The 17254-nt window shown below is 63.1% G+C and carries 18 protein-coding genes and 1 tRNA gene; 7 read left to right on the top strand and 12 right to left on the bottom strand.

Annotated elements, in window-relative coordinates:
- Positions 1 to 179 precede the first annotated feature (179 nt).
- From ACIPZF_RS16820 to ACIPZF_RS16830, 3 genes are all read left to right on the top strand, one after another.
- Positions 180 to 256, top strand: a tRNA-Arg gene (locus ACIPZF_RS16820).
- 161 nt (positions 257 to 417) lie between these two features.
- Positions 418 to 2148, top strand: a complete 1731-nt coding sequence (locus ACIPZF_RS16825; RefSeq protein WP_400801383.1) for a dipeptidase — start codon at positions 418 to 420, stop codon at positions 2146 to 2148.
- 216 nt (positions 2149 to 2364) lie between these two features.
- Positions 2365 to 2802, top strand: coding sequence for a CBS domain-containing protein (locus tag ACIPZF_RS16830; RefSeq protein ID WP_400801385.1), 438 nt, complete (start codon positions 2365 to 2367; stop codon positions 2800 to 2802).
- A 7-nt stretch (positions 2803 to 2809) separates the two neighbouring features.
- Here the strand turns inward: ACIPZF_RS16830 and ACIPZF_RS16835 are convergent, their stop codons facing one another.
- The 3 genes from ACIPZF_RS16835 to ACIPZF_RS16845 all read right to left on the bottom strand — a co-directional run bounded on the left by ACIPZF_RS16835 (position 2810) and on the right by ACIPZF_RS16845 (position 4281).
- Positions 2810 to 3448 (bottom strand): NADH:ubiquinone oxidoreductase subunit N, encoded by a 639-nt coding sequence (locus ACIPZF_RS16835; protein WP_400801387.1) that lies wholly within the window; start codon positions 3446 to 3448, stop codon positions 2810 to 2812.
- A 70-nt stretch (positions 3449 to 3518) separates the two neighbouring features.
- On the bottom strand, positions 3519 to 3761 hold the full coding sequence (locus ACIPZF_RS16840; RefSeq protein WP_400801389.1) for a DUF2789 domain-containing protein: 243 nt from the start codon (positions 3759 to 3761) through the stop codon (positions 3519 to 3521).
- A gap of 61 nt (positions 3762 to 3822) precedes the next feature.
- On the bottom strand, positions 3823 to 4281 hold the full coding sequence (locus tag ACIPZF_RS16845) for an aminoacyl-tRNA deacylase (RefSeq protein WP_400801391.1): 459 nt from the start codon (positions 4279 to 4281) through the stop codon (positions 3823 to 3825).
- A gap of 96 nt (positions 4282 to 4377) precedes the next feature.
- Between ACIPZF_RS16845 and ACIPZF_RS16850 the strand changes: the two genes are divergently transcribed.
- Positions 4378 to 5718, top strand: coding sequence for a nodulation protein NfeD (locus tag ACIPZF_RS16850; RefSeq protein ID WP_400801393.1), 1341 nt, complete (start codon positions 4378 to 4380; stop codon positions 5716 to 5718).
- Between the two features lie 2 nt (positions 5719 to 5720).
- On the top strand, positions 5721 to 6473 hold the full coding sequence (locus tag ACIPZF_RS16855; RefSeq protein ID WP_400801395.1) for a slipin family protein: 753 nt from the start codon (positions 5721 to 5723) through the stop codon (positions 6471 to 6473).
- Positions 6474 to 6503: 30 nt separating this feature from the next.
- Here the strand turns inward: ACIPZF_RS16855 and ACIPZF_RS16860 are convergent, their stop codons facing one another.
- Complete coding sequence (locus ACIPZF_RS16860; RefSeq protein WP_400801397.1) at positions 6504 to 7136, bottom strand: LysE family transporter; 633 nt, start codon at positions 7134 to 7136, stop codon at positions 6504 to 6506.
- 199 nt (positions 7137 to 7335) lie between these two features.
- Positions 7336 to 9246: an ATP-binding cassette domain-containing protein gene (locus ACIPZF_RS16865; RefSeq protein ID WP_400801399.1), complete on the bottom strand. Its 1911-nt coding sequence runs from the start codon at positions 9244 to 9246 to the stop codon at positions 7336 to 7338.
- Between the two features lie 50 nt (positions 9247 to 9296).
- Here ACIPZF_RS16865 and ACIPZF_RS16870 point away from each other — a divergent pair, with 50 nt between their 5' ends.
- On the top strand, positions 9297 to 9779 hold the full coding sequence (locus tag ACIPZF_RS16870) for a TIGR02444 family protein (protein WP_400801400.1): 483 nt from the start codon (positions 9297 to 9299) through the stop codon (positions 9777 to 9779).
- On the opposite strand, the gene ACIPZF_RS16875 is transcribed toward ACIPZF_RS16870, so the two are convergent.
- Positions 9755 to 10744 carry an AlgP family protein gene (locus ACIPZF_RS16875; RefSeq protein WP_400801402.1) on the bottom strand — a complete coding sequence of 330 codons (990 nt, stop codon included), beginning with the start codon at positions 10742 to 10744 and terminating at the stop codon, positions 9755 to 9757. The genes ACIPZF_RS16870 and ACIPZF_RS16875 overlap by 25 nt on opposite strands.
- Before the next feature lie 186 nt (positions 10745 to 10930).
- On the opposite strand from ACIPZF_RS16875, the gene ACIPZF_RS16880 reads away from it, so the two are divergent.
- Complete coding sequence (locus tag ACIPZF_RS16880) at positions 10931 to 11596, top strand: FKBP-type peptidyl-prolyl cis-trans isomerase (protein ID WP_400801403.1); 666 nt, start codon at positions 10931 to 10933, stop codon at positions 11594 to 11596.
- Positions 11597 to 11605: 9 nt separating this feature from the next.
- Here ACIPZF_RS16880 and rsd read toward each other — a convergent pair whose 3' ends face one another.
- The 6 genes from rsd to hemC form a co-directional block, all read right to left on the bottom strand.
- Positions 11606 to 12076, bottom strand: a complete 471-nt coding sequence (gene rsd / locus ACIPZF_RS16885; protein WP_400801404.1) for a sigma D regulator — start codon at positions 12074 to 12076, stop codon at positions 11606 to 11608.
- A gap of 231 nt (positions 12077 to 12307) precedes the next feature.
- Entirely contained in the window at positions 12308 to 12814 is a 507-nt protein-coding gene (locus ACIPZF_RS16890; protein ID WP_400801405.1) for a disulfide bond formation protein B, read from the bottom strand.
- 222 nt (positions 12815 to 13036) lie between these two features.
- The gene (locus ACIPZF_RS16895; RefSeq protein WP_400801406.1) at positions 13037 to 14275 is read right to left on the bottom strand and encodes a heme biosynthesis protein HemY; all 1239 of its coding nucleotides are present in this window, start codon (positions 14273 to 14275) and stop codon (positions 13037 to 13039) included.
- Complete coding sequence (locus tag ACIPZF_RS16900; RefSeq protein WP_400801407.1) at positions 14272 to 15372, bottom strand: uroporphyrinogen-III C-methyltransferase; 1101 nt, start codon at positions 15370 to 15372, stop codon at positions 14272 to 14274. The genes ACIPZF_RS16895 and ACIPZF_RS16900 overlap by 4 nt, the downstream gene beginning before the upstream one ends.
- A 46-nt stretch (positions 15373 to 15418) precedes the next feature.
- On the bottom strand, positions 15419 to 16186 hold the full coding sequence (locus tag ACIPZF_RS16905; RefSeq protein ID WP_400801408.1) for a uroporphyrinogen-III synthase: 768 nt from the start codon (positions 16184 to 16186) through the stop codon (positions 15419 to 15421).
- Entirely contained in the window at positions 16183 to 17124 is a 942-nt protein-coding gene (gene hemC / locus ACIPZF_RS16910) for a hydroxymethylbilane synthase (protein ID WP_400801410.1), read from the bottom strand. Before hemC ends, ACIPZF_RS16905 begins: the two co-directional genes overlap by 4 nt.
- Between the last annotated feature and the right edge of the window lie 130 nt (positions 17125 to 17254).

The raw sequence follows: 17254 nt of genomic DNA on the forward strand, positions 1-17254 counted from the left end.
ATAGATGCGTTTTTCGCCTGTGCCGGCCTCTTCGCGGCTAAAGCCGCTCCCACTGGATTAGTGCTATCTCTGTGGGAGCGGCTTCAGCCGCGAAAGGGCCCGCCAATAGCAGAGGAAAAAGGGCCACAGATCAAGGCGATGGACGCCACCGGATCAGATGGGTATCATGCGTGCGCGTTGCACTCGTAGCTCAGCTGGATAGAGTACTGCCCTCCGAAGGCAGGGGTCGTGGGTTCGAATCCCGCCGAGTGCGCCATATCAAAAAGCCCTGGGCCTGTGCCCGGGGCTTTTTCGTTTGTGCGACATATCGCATTTCTGGCACTCCCGTGCCATGGGTCATTGGTGTTAGCGTGGGCACCTTCCCGTTTTCTCGACGGGTATCCCATAACAATGATTCGCGAAGGAATGCGCGCCTCCATGCCTCTGAAAAAACTCACCGCAACCACCTTGCTGCTGGCCAGCATCGGCCTGTTCACTCAGCCCGCTCAGGCCAACCTCACCCAACAGCAGTCCGCCGCCATCGTCAAAGCCTTCGATGGCACCGACCCAAGCGACTTCAAGCAGTTCCTCGGCAAACTCAAAGACAGCGAGCAGGCCAAGGCCGACAACCTTGGCGCAACCCTCGACGCCTACCTCGCCGGCAAGCAGCTGAACGCCGAGCAACAAAATGAAATCAACCGCCTGCTTGGCCTCTACACCCGCATCAAATATGGCAAGGCTGCCACCGAAACCCTGCGCGAACTGGTGGCTATTCCCACCTTCAGCGTCGACGGCTTGCCGCAGCACGAGAACCCCGAGTTCCTGAAGATCGCCGACAAGATCAAGGCGCTGGCCGAGGGCTTTGGTCTGGCTTTCCGCAACGTCGACAACCGTGTCTACGAGATCTCGCTGGGCGCCGGCAAAGACGTGGTCGGCATTCATGCCCACGCCGACGTGGTGCCGGTCAATCCAGACAATTGGAAATTGGCCGACGGCACCAAACTCGACCCCTTCAAGGTCACCCTGGTCGGCGACCGCATGTACGGCCGTGGCACCGAAGACGACAAGAACGGCATCGTCGTCGCGTTGTACGCGCTGAAGGTGGCGAAAGACGAAAACCTGCCATTGGCCCGGCAGTTCAAATTGCTGATCGACACCACGGAAGAAACCAGCGGTGATGCCATCCCCTATTACTTCGAACGCAATCCCACCCCCGCCTACAACCTGGCGCTCGATGGCGGCTACCCGGTGGTAATTGCCGAGAAAGGCTACGGCACGGTCATGGCCAGCTTCAGCAAGCGCCCAGGCAGCGGCAAAGGCGCGGAGATCATCAACCTCACCGGCGGCCTGGCGACCAACCAGATCCCCACCACCTCGGTGGCGACCCTGGTCAGCGACAACCCGGAACGGTTGGCCGAGCAGCTCGAACAAGCCGGCGCCAAGTACGTGAAGGACAATGGCGGCGATTTCAGCATTGCGGCCAAGGTCGATGGCAAACACGTACTGCTCACCGTGACAGGGGTATCGGCCCACTCCTCCGAGCCGGAATCCGGGGTCAACCCAGTGGCGCGCATGCTTGGCTTCATAAACGGCCTCGGCCAGCAGGTGCCGCTCAAGCACAACCACTTCACCGATGCCGCCCGCTACACCGCCGACAACTGGGGCCTGGATTACCTGGGCAAGAAGCTAGGCGTGGACTTCAAGGATGAATTCATGGGCCCACTGACCGCTTCACCGACCTTTGTCGGCGTGGATGAAAAAGGCCTCAAGCTGGCAGTCAACCTGCGCATTCCCAAAGGCAAGCCGCTGGCCACGATCAAGGACGAACTGGCCGACAAGCTGGGTCAATGGACCCGCCAGAGCCACACCTCGGTCGCCTTCGACTACAGCCTCGACGAGCCGATGTACCGCAACCCCGAGGGCGAATGGGTCAAGGCGCTGCTCGATGTGGCCAGCGAGAACCTGGGCATGGAGCACGCCTTCGGCACCTCTGCCGGCGCCACCTCGGTGCACGACCTGCCCAACGGCGTGCAGTTCGGCCTGGCGATGCCGGATGTGAAATACACCGGGCACAACGATAACGAGTTCAAGACCGTGGAGCAGTTCATGCTGGACTTGCAGGTGGTGAGCGAGATGGTTGCGCGGATTGGGCAAATGCCGAAGCTTTGAGCCAGCTGTGCCGGCCTCTTCGCGTCTAAAGCCGCTCCCACTGGGGTTTTCACCTGCCCTGTGGGAGCGGCTTTAGCCGCGAAGAGGCCGACGGAGACGATCGCCCATGACGTTTTTCAATCGCCTCCATGCCGTTTCCTGCATTGCCGTGCAGAGCGTCGTGCTGGATGCTTTATTTACTCCAAGAGCCCGACTTTTCCACCCGCAGAGGCCTGTATGAAGAACGTCGAACAAATCCTCAAGACCAAGCTGCACCATCAGACCGTGCACACCATCGGCCCTGATGAGTCGGTATTGGAGGCCCTGAAAAAGCTGGCAGAAAAAAACATCGGTGCGCTGCCCGTGGTAGAGGACGGCAAAGTGGTGGGGATCGTCAGTGAGCGTGACTATGCGCGCAAGCTGGTGCTCAAGGGCCGTTCTTCGGCGGCCACGCCAGTGCGGGAAATCATGAGCGCGCCGGTGGTCACGGTGGAACCCAAGCAGAACCTCGAGTACTGCATGAACCTGATGACCAACCGCCACCTGCGTCACTTGCCGGTAGTCAGCAATGGCGAGTTGCTGGGCCTGCTGTCGATCGGTGACCTGGTCAAGGAAACTATCGCCGAACAGGCCAACCTGATTCAGCAATTGGAGCAATACATCCGCGGCGAATGATCTCGCCTCAGTGGTAGGCGCGCTCCAGCTCGTCCAGTTGATGGTCGAAGCTGCGCAGGCGCGCCGACCAGGTATACACCAGCACTTCCAAGTCCCGGTTAAGCACGGCCGTATTGCCATGGCCGGTGCTCGATGGCTCACACAAATCCAGCTGATAGCGCTCGCGGGCCATGGCTGTGGCCACGCTGGACAGGTCGCGGGCATTGGCCAGCCAGTGGTGATGATGGTCGTGGACTTCGCGGTCGAGCGTCCGGCATTGGCGTTTCAGCGCCTCCAGGCTCTGCTCCAGCGGCGTGCCCTTGAGCTCGCCCATGACCTCCTCGAAGGTCCGCCCTGAATGCCAGTAACTGCCCCAGAAATAGCGGTCGAACACCGTTTCCACCCGGCGCAGCGCGACCTTGGTATTCCAGATGGTGAGCAACGTTCGCCCCTGGATCACCTCACGCTTGTTCAGGTGCAGCTGCTGCCAGGCAATCCACGTCAGCCCCAGCAACGCCACCGCCGCAGTAACGGCGGCAGCGGCGTAGAGGAACTGCACGGCCTGGTTCATCTGGTGCGTATGGCGGATGCCGTAGAAGTAGCCGGCCGTCAGCGTGCCCAGGATCGTCACGGAGCACCAGAAACCTGATGCGTAGGGATCTTTCATGGCGCCTATCCCCTTATTGTTTTCCTGAGCATAGCAACGGCCCAACACTCGTCAGGTGCCGCTCGGCGCTTTATTTTCGGGGGCGGCGCAGCGCTTCGTTGAGTTGATCGAAGGGCACCGCCCAATCGGCATCTTCAATGATGCTTTCCTTGAGAAATGCACGCTGAGCGTCGGTCCAGAACGGCGCATCCACCAGTTTGATTTCGTTTTTCAGCGGTGAATGGCTGGTAATGAACTGGTCGATACTCTGCGGATCGTCGGGCAAGCCCAACTGCTTGAACAGCTCGGAAAACGGATGGGTCGGTGCTTCCATGATTCCTCCTGTGTGCCGGGCAGGCCGTCCACGACGCCGGCCCGGCATGGGTTTGAGAACATCAGCACAGCTCGCGTACTTCGGCTTGCGGTACCAGTTTCAGGTACTGCTCCATGCTCATGTGGATCAGGTGATCGTGGTCACCCGCCTCCAGGTAGACATCGCCCTGGCGGGTAAGACTCGAATCGAGCAGCATCTTTATCTGGTAAGCGTCACCCATTGCCGGAATGGCGCCGCGCTCGCAATCACCGAACAGGCTCGGCAGGCCACTTTCACGGGTCATTTGCCAGGCGCCGGTCATGCGCACCTTGCTCATGTCCAAGTGCCGGTTGGCCGGTAGCACCGCCATGATGTAGTTGCCATGACGATCGTCGAGCATGACCGACTTGGCCACCCGCTCGGCTGGCACACCTGCGGTGCGCGCCGACTCAAGGCTAGTCGCCGAGTGGGGATGGGGAATGATGTCGTAATCGCAGTTGGCCTGGTCCAGGCGCTGCTGCAGGGTCTTGGCCATTCGCATGATGCACCTCCGGTTTCGCCCCCCTCTCCAATTTTAGGCCGTGCCCGGGCAGGCATGACTAAACTTCGGAGATAGAGGCGAACAAGGTGACGACAGGTGATCGCTCGCTGCTGGCGCTGGTGGTTGCTGGTGCTGATGCTAGGCCTCGCGCCGGGCAGCCAGGCCGCGCCTGGCGCAGTCTGGGTACTGAGCATCGACGATGCCATCGGCCCGGCCAGCGCCGACTACGTGCTGCGTGGCCTGGACCAGGCGCGGGATCAGGGTGCGCAACTGGTGGTGATCCGCATGGACACGCCGGGCGGGCTGGACAGCGCCATGCGCCAGATCATCAAGGCGATTCTCGCCAGCCCTGTGCCGGTGGCCAGTTTCGTTGCCCCCAGCGGCGCACGAGCCGCCAGCGCCGGCACCTACATCCTCTACGCCAGCCACGTCGCGGCCATGGCCCCCGGGACCAACCTCGGCGCGGCCACGCCGGTGCAGGTCGGTGGCGCGCCCAAGGATGGTCCGGCGAAACCCGGCAGCGATGACGAGACCCTCGCACGCAAACAGGTCAACGATGCCGCAGCGTATATCCGTGGCCTGGCGCAGTTGCGCGGGCGCAACGCCGACTGGGCGGAAAAGGCCGTGCGCGAGGCGGTCAGCCTGTCGGCCAGTGAAGCGCTCAAGCAGAAGGTGATCGATCTGCAGGCCAATGACCTGCCGGAACTGCTGCGCCAGCTCGACGGCAAGACGCTGCTCGCCGCAGACCAGCCGCGCCTGCTGCAAACCCGCGACGCCAGCGTGGTCGAGCACCTGCCGGACTGGCGCACGCGCCTGCTGGCGGTGATCACCAACCCTAGCGTGGCGCTGATCCTGATCATGATCGGCGTGTATGGCCTGCTGTTCGAGTTCATGAACCCAGGCTCAGGGGTGGGTGGTGTGGTCGGTGGCATCTGCCTGTTGCTGGCGCTGTATGCTCTGCAACTGCTGCCGGTGAGTTTCGCTGGCATGGCGCTGGTCCTGCTGGGTATCGCTTTCATGATCGCCGAGGCGTTTCTGCCCAGCTTTGGCGTGGTCGGCTTTGGCGGAATTGTCGCGTTCGTGGTAGGTGCGGTGATCCTGATCGACACCGACGCCCCCGGCTTCGGCATACCCCTGGCGCTAATCGCCACCCTGGCGCTGGTCTCGGCGGTGTTGATCGGCGGCGTGCTGGGCATGGCCCTGAAGGCGCGCAAGCGCGCGCTGGTCAGCGGCGATGCCGGCCTGGTCGGCAGCCTGGTCAGCGTCACCCAGGTGGATGCAGGTAACCCGTTCTGCGGCTCGGTACAGGCCCAGGGCGAACAATGGCAGGTGCAGTGCACCACGCCGCTGCAGCTTGGCCAGAACGTGCGGGTCACCGCGCGGCATGGCGTGATGCTGGAAGTGAGCGCTGCCGCCCCTACCGTGCAAGGAGACTGACGATGTTCGTGCAACTGGGTTTCGGCGCCCTGCTGATGCTGCTGGGCGTGCTGTTGTTGTCGGCGTTTCGTATCTTGCGTGAGTACGAGCGCGGCGTGGTGTTCCAGCTGGGGCGCTTCTGGCAGGTCAAGGGGCCGGGGCTGATCTTGCTGATCCCGGTGATCCAGCAGATGGTCAGGGTCGACCTGCGCACCGTGGTGCTGGACGTGCCGCCGCAGGACGTGATCACCCGCGACAACGTCTCGGTGAAGGTCAATGCGGTGCTGTATTTTCGTGTGCTCGATCCGCAAAAGGCGATCATCCAGGTCGAGGACTTTCTGGTCGCCACCAGCCAGCTGGCCCAGACCACCCTGCGCGCTGTGCTGGGCAAGCACGAACTGGACGAGCTGCTGGCCGAGCGTGAACAGCTGAACCTGGACATCCGCCAGGTGCTGGACGCACAGACCGATGCCTGGGGGATCAAAGTCGCCAACGTCGAGATCAAGCACGTCGACCTCAACGAATCGATGGTCCGCGCCATCGCCCGCCAGGCCGAGGCCGAGCGCGAACGCAGGGCCAAGGTGATCCATGCCGAAGGCGAATTGCAGGCGTCGGAAAAGCTGATGCAGGCCGCGCAGATGCTCAGTAAAGAGCCGGGGGCCATGCAGCTGCGCTATATGCAGACGCTGGGCTCGATTGCCGGGGACAAGAGCTCGACCATCGTGTTTCCGATGCCGCTGGATCTGCTCAAGGGGATGATGGACAGGGACAAGTGACAGGGGCCTGGATGAGGCCCCTGCAGTGAATCAGACTGGCGCGCGGCGCAAGGTGGCGAGGAAAGTCGCCGCGCCAATGAACAGCCCGGCGAAGGTACGGTTCAAACGCTTCTGCTGCTTGGGCGTACGCAGCATGCGCAGCACCCGCGCAGCCAAGCCGGTGTAGCCCGCCATCACCAGCATGTCGACGCTGATCATGGTCACCGTGATCGCCACATACTGCGGCAGCAGCGGCGCATGCGGGTTGAGGAACTGCGGCAGCACCGCCAGCATGAACACCAGGGCCTTGGGGTTGCTGACGTTGACCAGAAAGCCACGGAACACCAGGCTCAGCGGCTTGCCGATCGGCCGCACCGCGGAATCTTCGGTCATGTCCATCGGTAACGCGCGCCATTGTTTGTAGGCCAGGTAGACCAGGTAAGCGACACCGAACCATTTGATCAGGGTGAAGGCGGTGGCGGATGCCGCAAGGACAGCGCCGACACCGGCGGCGATGATGGCGATCTGCACGATCAGGCCAATCTGCAGGCCTAGCGCATTCCAATAGCCGCGCCAGAAACCGTACTGCAGGCCGCTGGACATCGAGGCAATCGCCCCGGCTCCAGGTGAAAGGCTGATCACCCAACACGCGGCAAAGAAGCCCAACCACACTTCCATCGACATCACACACCTCGCTCGAACAAATGTTGCAAAACGTTAAGCTAAGGGAGTGGCGAAAAAATGACCAGTAAATTCTGGGAGATTTTTGTTGCCAGTGCCGGCCCTTTCGCGGGGCAAGCCCGCTCCCACATTGAACGGTATGCACTGTACTTTTGTGGGAGCGGGCTTGCCCCGCGAAAGGGCCGGCACTGGCAACATCAAATCAGGACAATGCTTCCAGCTCAGCCTGCATGCTTTCCAGAGTCTCCAACGCCTCCATCCAGCCTTCCTCAAGCTCGCCTTCACGCTGCTTGAGCTTGGTCTGCCGCGCTAGAAGGTCACGCAGTTCATCCTTGCGCGCCGCCTCGTACAGCCCACTGTCGCCCAACGCGGTTTCAATCTCGGCCAGTTGCGCATGCACCTGGTTGAGCTCGGCTTCGAGCTTGTCGGCAGCCTTCTTGTGCGGTGCCAGTTGCTGACGCAAGGCCGCGGCGGCCTGGCGCTGGGCCTTTTTGTCGGTCTTGTCCGGGTTGACCGGGGCGTTGCTCACCGGCGCGCTGCGCTGGCGGTACTCGACCAGCCACCGGCTGTAGTCGTCCAGGTCGCCATCGAACGGCTCGACCTTGCCATCGGCCACCAGCAGGAAATCGTCGGTGGTGCTTTTGAGCAGATGGCGGTCGTGGGAGACCACCACGACGGCACCGGCGAACTCCTGCAATGCCATGGTCAGCGCCAGGCGCATCTCAAGGTCCAGGTGGTTGGTCGGTTCGTCGAGCAGCAACAGGTTCGGCCGCTCCCAGGCGATCAGCGCCAAGGCCAGGCGGGCCTTCTCACCCCCGGAGAAGTTCACCACCGGCTCGTCGACGCGGTTGCCATGGAAGTCGAAACCGCCAAGGAAATCGCGCAAGGTCTGCTCGCGTTCGGTCGGAGCGATGCGCTGCAGGTGCAGCAGCGGGCTGGCCTTGTCGTCCAGCGAATCGAGCTGATGCTGGGCGAAGTAGCCAACGGCCAGGTTCTCGCCGCGTACCAGCCGGCCGGACAGCGGCTCGAGCTCACCTGCGAGATTCTTGATCAGGGTCGACTTGCCGGCGCCGTTAGGGCCAAGCAAGCCAATACGGGCACCCGGCACCAGTTGCAGCTTGACCTTGTCGAGGATCGCCTTGTCGCCATAGCCCAGGCAGCCTTCGGACAGGCTCAGCAGCGGGCTGGAGATTTTCTGCGACTCGCGGAAGACGAAGTCGAATGGCGAATCGACATGCGCCGCCGACAGCTCTTCCATGCGCTCCAGGGCCTTGATCCGGCTCTGCGCCTGGCGGGCCTTGGTCGCTTGCGCCTTGAAGCGGGCGATGTACTTTTCCATGTGCGCCCGCTGGGCCTGCTGCTTCTCGTAGGCTTGCTGCTGCTGCGCCAGGCGCTCGGCACGGGTGCGTTCGAAGGCGCTGTAGCCGCCCTTGTACAGGTTGAGCTTGCGTTGCTCGACGTGCAGCACGTGGTCGACCACGGCATCGAGGAAATCACGGTCGTGGGAAATCAGCAGCAATGTGCCTGGGTAACCTTTGAGCCAGTCTTCCAGCCACAGGATCGCATCGAGGTCCAGGTGGTTGGTCGGCTCGTCGAGCAGCAGCAGGTCGGACGGGCACATCAGCGCCTGGGCCAGGTTCAGGCGCATCCGCCAACCACCGGAGAAGTCGCCGACGCGGCGGTCCATCTGCTCGTTGGTAAAGCCAAGGCCAGCCAGCAACTTGCGCGCGCGGGCGTCGGCGGTATAGCCGTCGGCGCTTTCCAGCTCACTGTGCAGGCGTGCCAGGGCGGTGCCGTCGTGGGCCGTCTCGGCCAAAGCGAGTTCGGCCTGAACCTTGCGCAGGCGCGCGTCGCCATCGAGCACGTAGTCCACTGCCAGACGATCGAGGGTGTCGACCTCCTGGCGCATGTGGGCGATGCGCCAATCGCCGGGTAGCTGGCAGTCGCCGGAGTCGGGCGACAGCTCACCGCGCAGCAAGGCGAACAGGCTGGATTTTCCGGCGCCGTTGGCACCGATCAGGCCGGCTTTGTGGCCGGCGTGCAGGGTCATCTCGGCGCCTTCTAGCAAGCGCTGCGGACCACGCTGTAAAGTGAGGTTGGATAGTCTGATCATGATGGTCGCGGAGTCTACCAGCTTCCTCGACCCGGAGCGTAAGTCGAATCATGCACACCGACCTGTGGAATCACGCGCTGGCCTTGTATGCCCGGCCGGGTATTGAAGAAGCTTGCCTGAGCGTGCAGGCGCTGGGTGGCGATGTTTGCCTGCTGCTGTGCGCGACCTGGTTGCAAAGGCGTGGGGTTGCGCCGAACGCCGAGCGCGTTCAGGCCATGCAAGCGATCGCCGAGCCCTGGCAAAAGCAGGTGGTCACGCCGCTACGCAGCTTGCGCCAGCAATGGCGAACCCAGGCGCAGCACGACCCGCAATTGGCGGCGTTGCGTGAACAGCTGAAAGGCTTGGAACTGCAGGCTGAAAAACAACTGCTGCAACGGCTCGAGGCCTGCACGCAACAATGGTCTACGGGCTCGCGTGAGCCTGTAGATGACTGGCTGGCCTGGCTGGCGCCCGACCAGGCCCGTGGCCACGACGCGCTGGAGCAGCTGCGCGTCGCGGCCGCAGGGCTTCAGGAGGCCGAAGACGGCGTCTGAGCCGGGGTGCTCGCCGGGGCCGCAGGAGCTACCGGTGTAGCCGAGTTGGTCACCGCTGGGCTGGCCGAAGGTGCGGCAGGCTTGCTGGCAACCGGTTTGGCGGCGGCGGGTTTCGCAGGGACTTTGGCAGCTGGCTTGGCCGCAGGCTTGGCGGCAGGTTTAGCCGCAGGCTTGGCCGGAGCCTTGGCAGCTGCTGGCTTGGCGGCAGTCGTCCTGGCGGGCGCTTTAGCTGCGGCTGGCTTGGCAGCAGGCTTCGCGGCGGCAGTTCTAGCCGGCGCCTTGGCGGCGGCTGGCTTGGCGGCGGCTTTGGCCGGTGCTTTGGCAGCAGCAGGTTTGGCAGCTGGCTTGGCCGCAGCAGTTCTTGCCGGAGCCTTCGCAGCAGCTGGCTTCGCTGCAGGCTTGGCGGCAGCCCTGGCAGGCGCCTTGGCGGCAGCAGGCTTGGCCGCTGCGGCGCGAGCTGGAGCCTTGACGGCTGCAGTCTTCGCTGGTGCCTTTGCAGCAGGCTTGGCGGCAGTTCTGGCAGGGGCTTTTCCAGCAGCCGATTTAGCCGACTTGGCGGCCACCGCACGCTGATCCAGTGCCTTGCCCGCGGCCTCGCGCACTTTGCCAACACCTTGGGCAAGTTTCAGGCTGTCCTGAGCATCGCGTTTGAGTTGCTGAATATAGGTGCGGGTTTGCGTCTGACGATCTTTGAGCGAGTCGAGCAACGACTCAAGTTCACCGATGGATTTCTGCGCTTTACCTTGCGCCTTGGCTTTGCCTGCCTTGGCCGCGTCCTGCAACTTCAGGCGCCCGGTGTGCAGTTTCTCCTGGGTCTTGCCGCGCTGCTTTTCCAACTTGGCCAGCAGTTTTTCAGCATCAGCCAGCGCTTGCGAGCAGGCATCTTCCAAGTGTTCGAGCAGGCTGCCCGAAAGTTGCTGGAGCAGGTGTAACGGCGTACTAACTGGCTTCTTCTTGGCCGACATGGTTTACCTCCTGGCTGACGAGATTGCGGCTCATACTATGCTTCTGCTGCTACCGCCGCTAGGGCATGTTGACAGTCTCATCAGCGCCGCGTTGCATGCCTGGGCAAAGTTGTTATCTTGCAGCTCCGTGCAAGTGTAGTTGCTTAACAAATCGTTGCCGATATTTACTTGAGCTTGGAGTTGAGCATGCCTCGTTACTTTATTCTCGGCCTGAGCCTGATGACTCCTGTGGCATTTGCCGCCGGCGAAACGCCACCCGCCAACGATCACGACCTGGCCTACAGCCTGGGCGCCAGCCTCGGTGAGCGCCTGCGCCAGGAGGTGCCGGGATTGCAATTGGACGCACTGGTCGAAGGCCTGCGTCAGGCCTATCAGAATCAACCGTTGAAACTCGACCAGGCGCGTATGCAGGCCATCCTCCAGCAGCACGATGAACAGGCCAGCAAGGCTGCCGAGCAAGCCGAAGTGACCAGGCTACAGGGCGTGGAAGCGCGCTTCATGGCCAATGAACGGGCCCGCGCGGGCGTGCACGAGCTGGCTGAAGGCGTGCTCTACAGTGAACTGAAAAGTGGTAACGGCGCGCCGCCCAAGGCCAATGGCAAGGTCCAGGTTCGCTATGTGGGCAAGCTGCCGGATGGCACCGTGTTCGACCAGAACCAGCAGCCGCAGTGGTTCAGCTTGAATTCGGTGATCGAAGGCTGGCGGGTGGCATTGCCGCACATGAAGGCCGGAGCCAAATGGCGCCTGGTGATCCCCTCGGCACAAGCCTACGGCGCAGAGGGCGCAGGTGACCTGATCGCGCCCTACACGCCACTGGTGTTCGAAATCGAGCTGCTGGCGGTCGGCGACTGACGTCGAACCTTACGCCTCGACCGCGTCTTCTTCCTTGTGCGCGTTATGCAGCACCTCGATCAGGCAGTCTTCGAGTTCGAAGCGTTCATGCAGCAGGCTGCCCAGCTTGCCCAGCTTCTCGGCGAAACGTTCGGTGTCTTTGCACTCGCCCTTTTCGCAGTGATCGTTGAAGGCCAACGCAATCTGAGTGATGTCATTGATGCGCGGGGTGATCTCTTCGGCCAGCTTCAGCGCTTTTTCGTCACCGAACGCCTTGGCCTCGGTCACCAGTTGCTCGCTGACTTCGAAATGCCAGGCTGACACGTAGTCGACCAGCACCGCGCAAAAATCACGGTTCTTGTCCTTGTCCGCAAACGCCGGCTTGGCATCGCGCAAGGAACGAAAAGCCTGCACCAGCTCCTCTCGCTCCTTGAGCCAGCGGTCGATCAGCTTGTGAACCCCACCCCAGCGTTCCTGGGCGTTCTGACAACTATCGAGCATGGCGATCTCTTCCCTTCTGGGTAGATGCCGCTGCACCTCGCACCACGACCGTGCAGCACGAAGGTGACATCAGCAGGACGGCATCGAGCAGTTGTATTTTCGGTATGCGTGCTGGGAGATTATTCCTGCACGTGCTGACCATCAAGGTACGCAGCCGACAAAGTTCATACAAGTGTTTAATACCCTGCCGCACCACCACTGGTCGTGCTATCGACCAACGCTTGCGGTGGGTCAAGCTTTGCCAAGGGTGCGGAAACGATACGCCAGCTGGCAGGTCAAGGGCAGCGCGGCAAGCAACAGAAAGACCAGCAGGCTCCATTCGGGCAAGGTCAGATCAAGAAAACTCCAGGTCAATGACCTGCAGTCAGGGCCGCCGAGTACCAGTTGCCGGGCAGCTTCGCTCCATGAGCCTTCCATCACCTGGCGCAACGAGGCCGGGCAGGCGTGGCCGCCTCCGACCGCCCCCTGCAACCACACATGCCTGGCCGCCAGCAAGGCGCCAGCAGCCGCGCAGGCCACGGCCGCCCGCCCATACCGAAGTGCCCCGATCGTGCCGGGTGCGTGCAAGGTCGCGCACAGGCAGATCATTGCGTACACGCCCAGCAAAAAGCGCTGGCTGAAGCACAGCAGACACGGCACCAAACCCAGGCTGATTTCCAGATAGAAGGACGCGATCAGCACCGCCAACGAGGCAAGGCAGGCAGGGAGAAAGAACGTGCGCAGGCGGGCCGGCAACATGGGCGGTGAACGTCCAAGGGTAAATGAATTGGCTTGAAACGGTAGAGGAAACGCAGGCTTTGTTTCAAGGCGCGACAGCAGAGAGATGTCACCGCGTGGCCTTAGAAACTTCTTCTCGGGCAGTAGGAAATTTCTTATGAAAGCGACTGCAGAAAGAACGTGCAATGCGGGATAAGACACCAATGACCGTGAGCCCGCAGCCAGTGCGGGCTCACGATTTGTTCAGGCCCGCACCCCCTCTGGTAGCGGCAGAGCCAACAAACGCTCGTCCAGCAGGCCGAGGCCTTCCTGGAACAATTGGTTGCTGCGCTCGGTTTCGCCCAATCCGGCCAACAGCCGGGCCAGCTCTGCGCAGGCTTCCGGATTGCGCTCCATGCGCAGGCTGCTTTCCAGGTAGTCGCGGGCCTTGCCCCACAGGCGGTTCTGCAAGCTCAGGCGACCAAGCGTAAGCAGCAAGCTGGGGTCTTGCGGATGCGCCTTGAGCCAGCCTTCGGCGGTTTGCAGCTGGCGAGCGGGATCATCGCCACGCACCAGGCCGTACAGGCGTGCAAGATGGCTTTCGTATTCACGCTTGAGGGCGGTGCGCAGCACCTGTTCAGCTTCACCCTGGGCACCTACCTGCCGCAATTGCTCGGCATAGGCCAGCACCAGTCGCGGCTCTTGACGCTGCGCCGTGGTCAACTGCTGCCAGGCGCGCTCCAGCGCCTGACGGGCGCTCTGATCATCGTCACCACGGGTCGCCGCGAGGCCCAGATTCTGGCCCCATGCGCGCTGCTCCAAGGCAGCCAGCTCTGCAGCCGGCAACACCTTGCCTTTGCGCAGATCGGGCAGCAGGCGGATCAGCGCCGACCAGTCGCCACGTTCAAGATACAGGCGCTGCAACAGGCGCAACACCTGAGTGTTGTGCGGGTGCCGTTCCTGCATGGCCAGCAGGGTTTCCAGGGCCCCCTCGCTTTCGCCGCGGTCCATCTGCAACTGCGCGTGAGTCAGGGCGATCGCCAGCTCCGCCTGGGGCTGGCGCTCCAGCGCTCGCTCCAGCAGGTTGTCACTGTCTTCGGCACGCCCCTGTTCATTGGCGGCACGCGCAGCACCAAGGTAGTACAACAACGGCTGGCGCTCAGCCTCGGCCGCGCGGTGCAGATGACGCTGGGCGCTGGCCCAGCGACCTTCGGCGAGATCCAGCTGGCCTTGCTCGATGGCGATGCGGATGCGCCGGCTGCGGTTACGTCGCGACCATGGGTTGACCACGCCGCTGGAGGTCAGCACCAGGCCAACCAGGTAACGCAGCAGCCACAACAGCACTACCACGGCAACCAGCGCTGCAAGCGCCGCCCACAGCCCGGATTGGTAGCGGAAGCTACCGTAGGAAATCAGCACATAGCCGCTGTGCTTGGCCACCGCGATGCCCAGCGCAGCAGCAACCACGATTGCCACGACGGCAAGCAGGTAGACACGCTTCATGGCTTGCCCCCTTCACCCTCGGCAGGCAGGTGGCGACGCTGGATATACGCCTGCACCGCAGCCAGGCTTTCGCTCAGGTCGGGGGTTACCACCGACACCGGCTGCTCGGCCAGCGCGTTGAGGCTGTCGAGCATCGCCTTGCTCTGTGGGTTGTCCGCGTTGAAGTTGGCCAGTAGCACGCTGCGCGCATCATCCAGCGCCTGGTTGTAGACCTTGGCCTCGCCATTGAGTGCCGCCCATTGGGCTTGCTCGATGGTCAGGCTGAGGGCCAGGCGCAGCTGGTTGAGCGACTGCCCCGCCAGCAATGGCCGTACATTGTCGTCGGCGTCGAAGTCGATCTGGAAGTACTTGGAGATCTCTGCCCACCACTGGGACAAGCGGCTGGCGGCGTCGCCATCGGCGGTCAGCGCACCGAGCGCGTCGGCATTGCTGTCGAATTCGGGGGATTGGGCACTGAGCTGCTGCACCAGTTCACGCTGAGCGGCCAGCTTCAGGTACAAGCCGGTACGGTCCGGTTGCTGGGTGCTGTTGAGCGTGGCCAAGCTGCGCGCCAGCTGCTCGCGGGCGGCGAAAGAACCAGGGTCGCTCTGCTCGCGCAGAATCTCGTCGGCACCTTCGACCAGCGCTTTGGCACTGGTAATGTCCTGCAGGGCCGATAGCCGCAGCGTAGCAAGGCGCAGCAGGTGCTCGGCCTCGGCCAGACGCCACTCCTTGCGGCTTTCGCCCAGCACGGTTTCCAGGCGCTGGCTGAGGCGTTGCTGGTCACCCTGCAGCTGCGCCACCAGGCGGCGACGGTCTTCCAGTTCGCTGGCTGCCGGCAGCGTGGCCAGTTGGGCGCTGATCTGCTGTTCACGCTGCTGCAGGGCCGCGGCACGCTGGTTCAGCGCTTCGAGATGCTCGCCCTGGCTCAGCTCACTGCCCTGCAGATGCCGTACCTGCCAGACACCCCACCCCCCCACGGCGACCCCGGCCGCGCCGACCAATAGCGCCAGCAAGGCCAGGCCGGTGCCGGAACGTTTGGCGGGTGGGGGGGTGACAGGCTGCGCCGGCTCCTGCGCCGACGGCTGATCATTGTGGGACAAGACAGTTTCGCTCACGTATCCATCCTTTGCATGGGGGCGCATCGCTTTGATGCGTAGCGCCTTAATAGGCAGGTGCAGCGCTGCGCTGCACGGCTGCCAGCAAGGCCGCGGCACTCGCGCCACGGCAATCCACAACCTGTTGGGCCCCTGCGGCCCTGGCCAGTTCGGCGACCCGAGGGCTCGGCACGAACAACGGCAGGCGCGCCACCTGCGGCCAGTCGCTGGCGGCCATCTGCTGCAGGTGTTCAAGACCCTGCCCACTGCTGACCACTACGCCATTGAGGCGTTCCGCTTGAATGCGGCCCATCAACGTGCCGACCGGGTACGCCGGCAGGCAGCGACGATACAGTTCCAGATATTCGACACTAGCACCTTGCTCTGCAAGACGCTCGGCCAGCAGTTCACGACCTCCGACACCACGGACAATCAGGACGCGCGCTGTAGGAACAGCGACAGCCTCGCGCAGGCCCGGTAGCGCAAGCAAGGCTTCGCTGTCGTCACCTTGCGTAGGGAAAGTCACCTTCAGACCGGCGGCCTGCAGCACCGCCGCCGTTGTCTCGCCTACGGTAAACCAGCCGTCTGCAGGGGCCTGCAGACCTGCTCGCCGCTGTTGGTCCAGTAGCAATCTGGCTGCCGGTTTGCTGACAACGATAATCGCCTGATACTGCCCCAATGCCGCGATCTGCCGACGCTGCACATCATTCAACGTGACCGGCTCGATTGTCAGCAAGGGCAGGCAACTGCTGACCACGCCAGCCGCTGCCAAACTCCGCGACAGCGCCGCGCAGTCCTCTTCAGGCCGGGTCAGCAACAGGCGCCAAGAACTCACGGGTGCCCGGCCTCGCCATAGACTTCCTTGAGGATGGCCTCGGCACCTTGGCCCAGCAGGTCTTCGGCCACCTGCACGCCCAAGGCTTCGGCGGACGACCGCGGGGCGCGAGCATCGGCAACCAGCAGGGTTCCGCCGCTTGGCTGGCCCACCAGGCCACGCAGCCACAACTGCTCGCCTTCGAGCACGGCGTAGCAGGCGATCGGCACCTGGCAGCCGCCATTCAAGTGTTTGTTCAAGGCACGCTCGGCGACCACCCGGTCGGCAGTATCGGCATGGTGCAGGGGTGCCAGCAGCGCGTGGATCTCGCTGTCGGCGCTGCGGCATTCGATGCCTACGGCGCCCTGGCCACCAGCCGGAAGGCTGTCGTCGACGCTGATGCTGGAGGTGATACGGTCTTCGAACCCCAAGCGAATCAGCCCCGCCGCCGCCAGGATGATGGCGTCGTATTCGCCGGCATCGAGCTTGGCCAGGCGCGTGTTGACGTTACCGCGCAGGAAGCGGATTTCCAGGTCCGGGCGACGCGCCAGCAGTTGGGCCTGGCGGCGCAGGCTGGAGGTGCCGACGATGCTGCCGGCAGGCAATGCCTCAAGGCTGGCGAAGCGGTTGGACACGAACGCGTCACGCGGGTCTTCGCGCTCGCAGATGCAGTACAGGCCCAGGCCTTCAGGGAAGTCCATAGGTACGTCCTTCATCGAATGCACGGCGATGTCGGCTTCGTTGTCCAGCAGGGCGGTTTCCAGCTCCTTGACGAACAGGCCCTTGCCGCCAATTTTTGCCAGCGGCGCGTCGAGCAGCTTGTCACCGCGGCTGACCATGGGTACCAAGGTCACCAGAAGACCGGGATGCGCCTGTTCGAGGCGGGCTTTGACGTATTCGGCCTGCCACAGGGCCAAGGCACTTTTACGGGTGGCAATGCGGATTTCGCGAGTGGACATGGAACGCCCCGATGCTTAGGAATACCGCCGATGATAACAGCTCCGTCGGGATCGCTAGCAGATGTGGGTCAGCAGGAAAGGCCTCTTCGCGGGGCAAGCCCGCTCCCTCAGGTCTACCACTGCCAAAGAG

Source organism: Pseudomonas sp. NPDC089752 (genome assembly GCF_044748725.1).
Classification (GTDB): domain Bacteria; phylum Pseudomonadota; class Gammaproteobacteria; order Pseudomonadales; family Pseudomonadaceae; genus Aquipseudomonas.

What these genes read in the sequence shown, in the direction of transcription:
- ACIPZF_RS16825 (WP_400801383.1), top strand. Translation starts at nt 418, where the DNA reads ATGCCTCTGAAAAAACTCACCGCAACCACCTTGCTGCTGGCCAGCATC.
- ACIPZF_RS16830 (WP_400801385.1), top strand. Translation starts at nt 2,365, where the DNA reads ATGAAGAACGTCGAACAAATCCTCAAGACCAAGCTGCACCATCAGACC.
- ACIPZF_RS16835 (WP_400801387.1), bottom strand. Translation starts at nt 3,448, where the DNA reads ATGAAAGATCCCTACGCATCAGGTTTCTGGTGCTCCGTGACGATCCTG.
- ACIPZF_RS16840 (WP_400801389.1), bottom strand. Translation starts at nt 3,761, where the DNA reads ATGGAAGCACCGACCCATCCGTTTTCCGAGCTGTTCAAGCAGTTGGGC.
- ACIPZF_RS16845 (WP_400801391.1), bottom strand. Translation starts at nt 4,281, where the DNA reads ATGCGAATGGCCAAGACCCTGCAGCAGCGCCTGGACCAGGCCAACTGC.
- ACIPZF_RS16855 (WP_400801395.1), top strand. Translation starts at nt 5,721, where the DNA reads ATGTTCGTGCAACTGGGTTTCGGCGCCCTGCTGATGCTGCTGGGCGTG.
- ACIPZF_RS16860 (WP_400801397.1), bottom strand. Translation starts at nt 7,136, where the DNA reads ATGTCGATGGAAGTGTGGTTGGGCTTCTTTGCCGCGTGTTGGGTGATC.
- ACIPZF_RS16865 (WP_400801399.1), bottom strand. Translation starts at nt 9,246, where the DNA reads ATGATCAGACTATCCAACCTCACTTTACAGCGTGGTCCGCAGCGCTTG.
- ACIPZF_RS16870 (WP_400801400.1), top strand. Translation starts at nt 9,297, where the DNA reads ATGCACACCGACCTGTGGAATCACGCGCTGGCCTTGTATGCCCGGCCG.
- ACIPZF_RS16875 (WP_400801402.1), bottom strand. Translation starts at nt 10,744, where the DNA reads ATGTCGGCCAAGAAGAAGCCAGTTAGTACGCCGTTACACCTGCTCCAG.
- ACIPZF_RS16880 (WP_400801403.1), top strand. Translation starts at nt 10,931, where the DNA reads ATGCCTCGTTACTTTATTCTCGGCCTGAGCCTGATGACTCCTGTGGCA.
- rsd (WP_400801404.1), bottom strand. Translation starts at nt 12,076, where the DNA reads ATGCTCGATAGTTGTCAGAACGCCCAGGAACGCTGGGGTGGGGTTCAC.
- ACIPZF_RS16890 (WP_400801405.1), bottom strand. Translation starts at nt 12,814, where the DNA reads ATGTTGCCGGCCCGCCTGCGCACGTTCTTTCTCCCTGCCTGCCTTGCC.
- ACIPZF_RS16895 (WP_400801406.1), bottom strand. Translation starts at nt 14,275, where the DNA reads ATGAAGCGTGTCTACCTGCTTGCCGTCGTGGCAATCGTGGTTGCTGCT.
- hemC (WP_400801410.1), bottom strand. Translation starts at nt 17,124, where the DNA reads ATGTCCACTCGCGAAATCCGCATTGCCACCCGTAAAAGTGCCTTGGCC.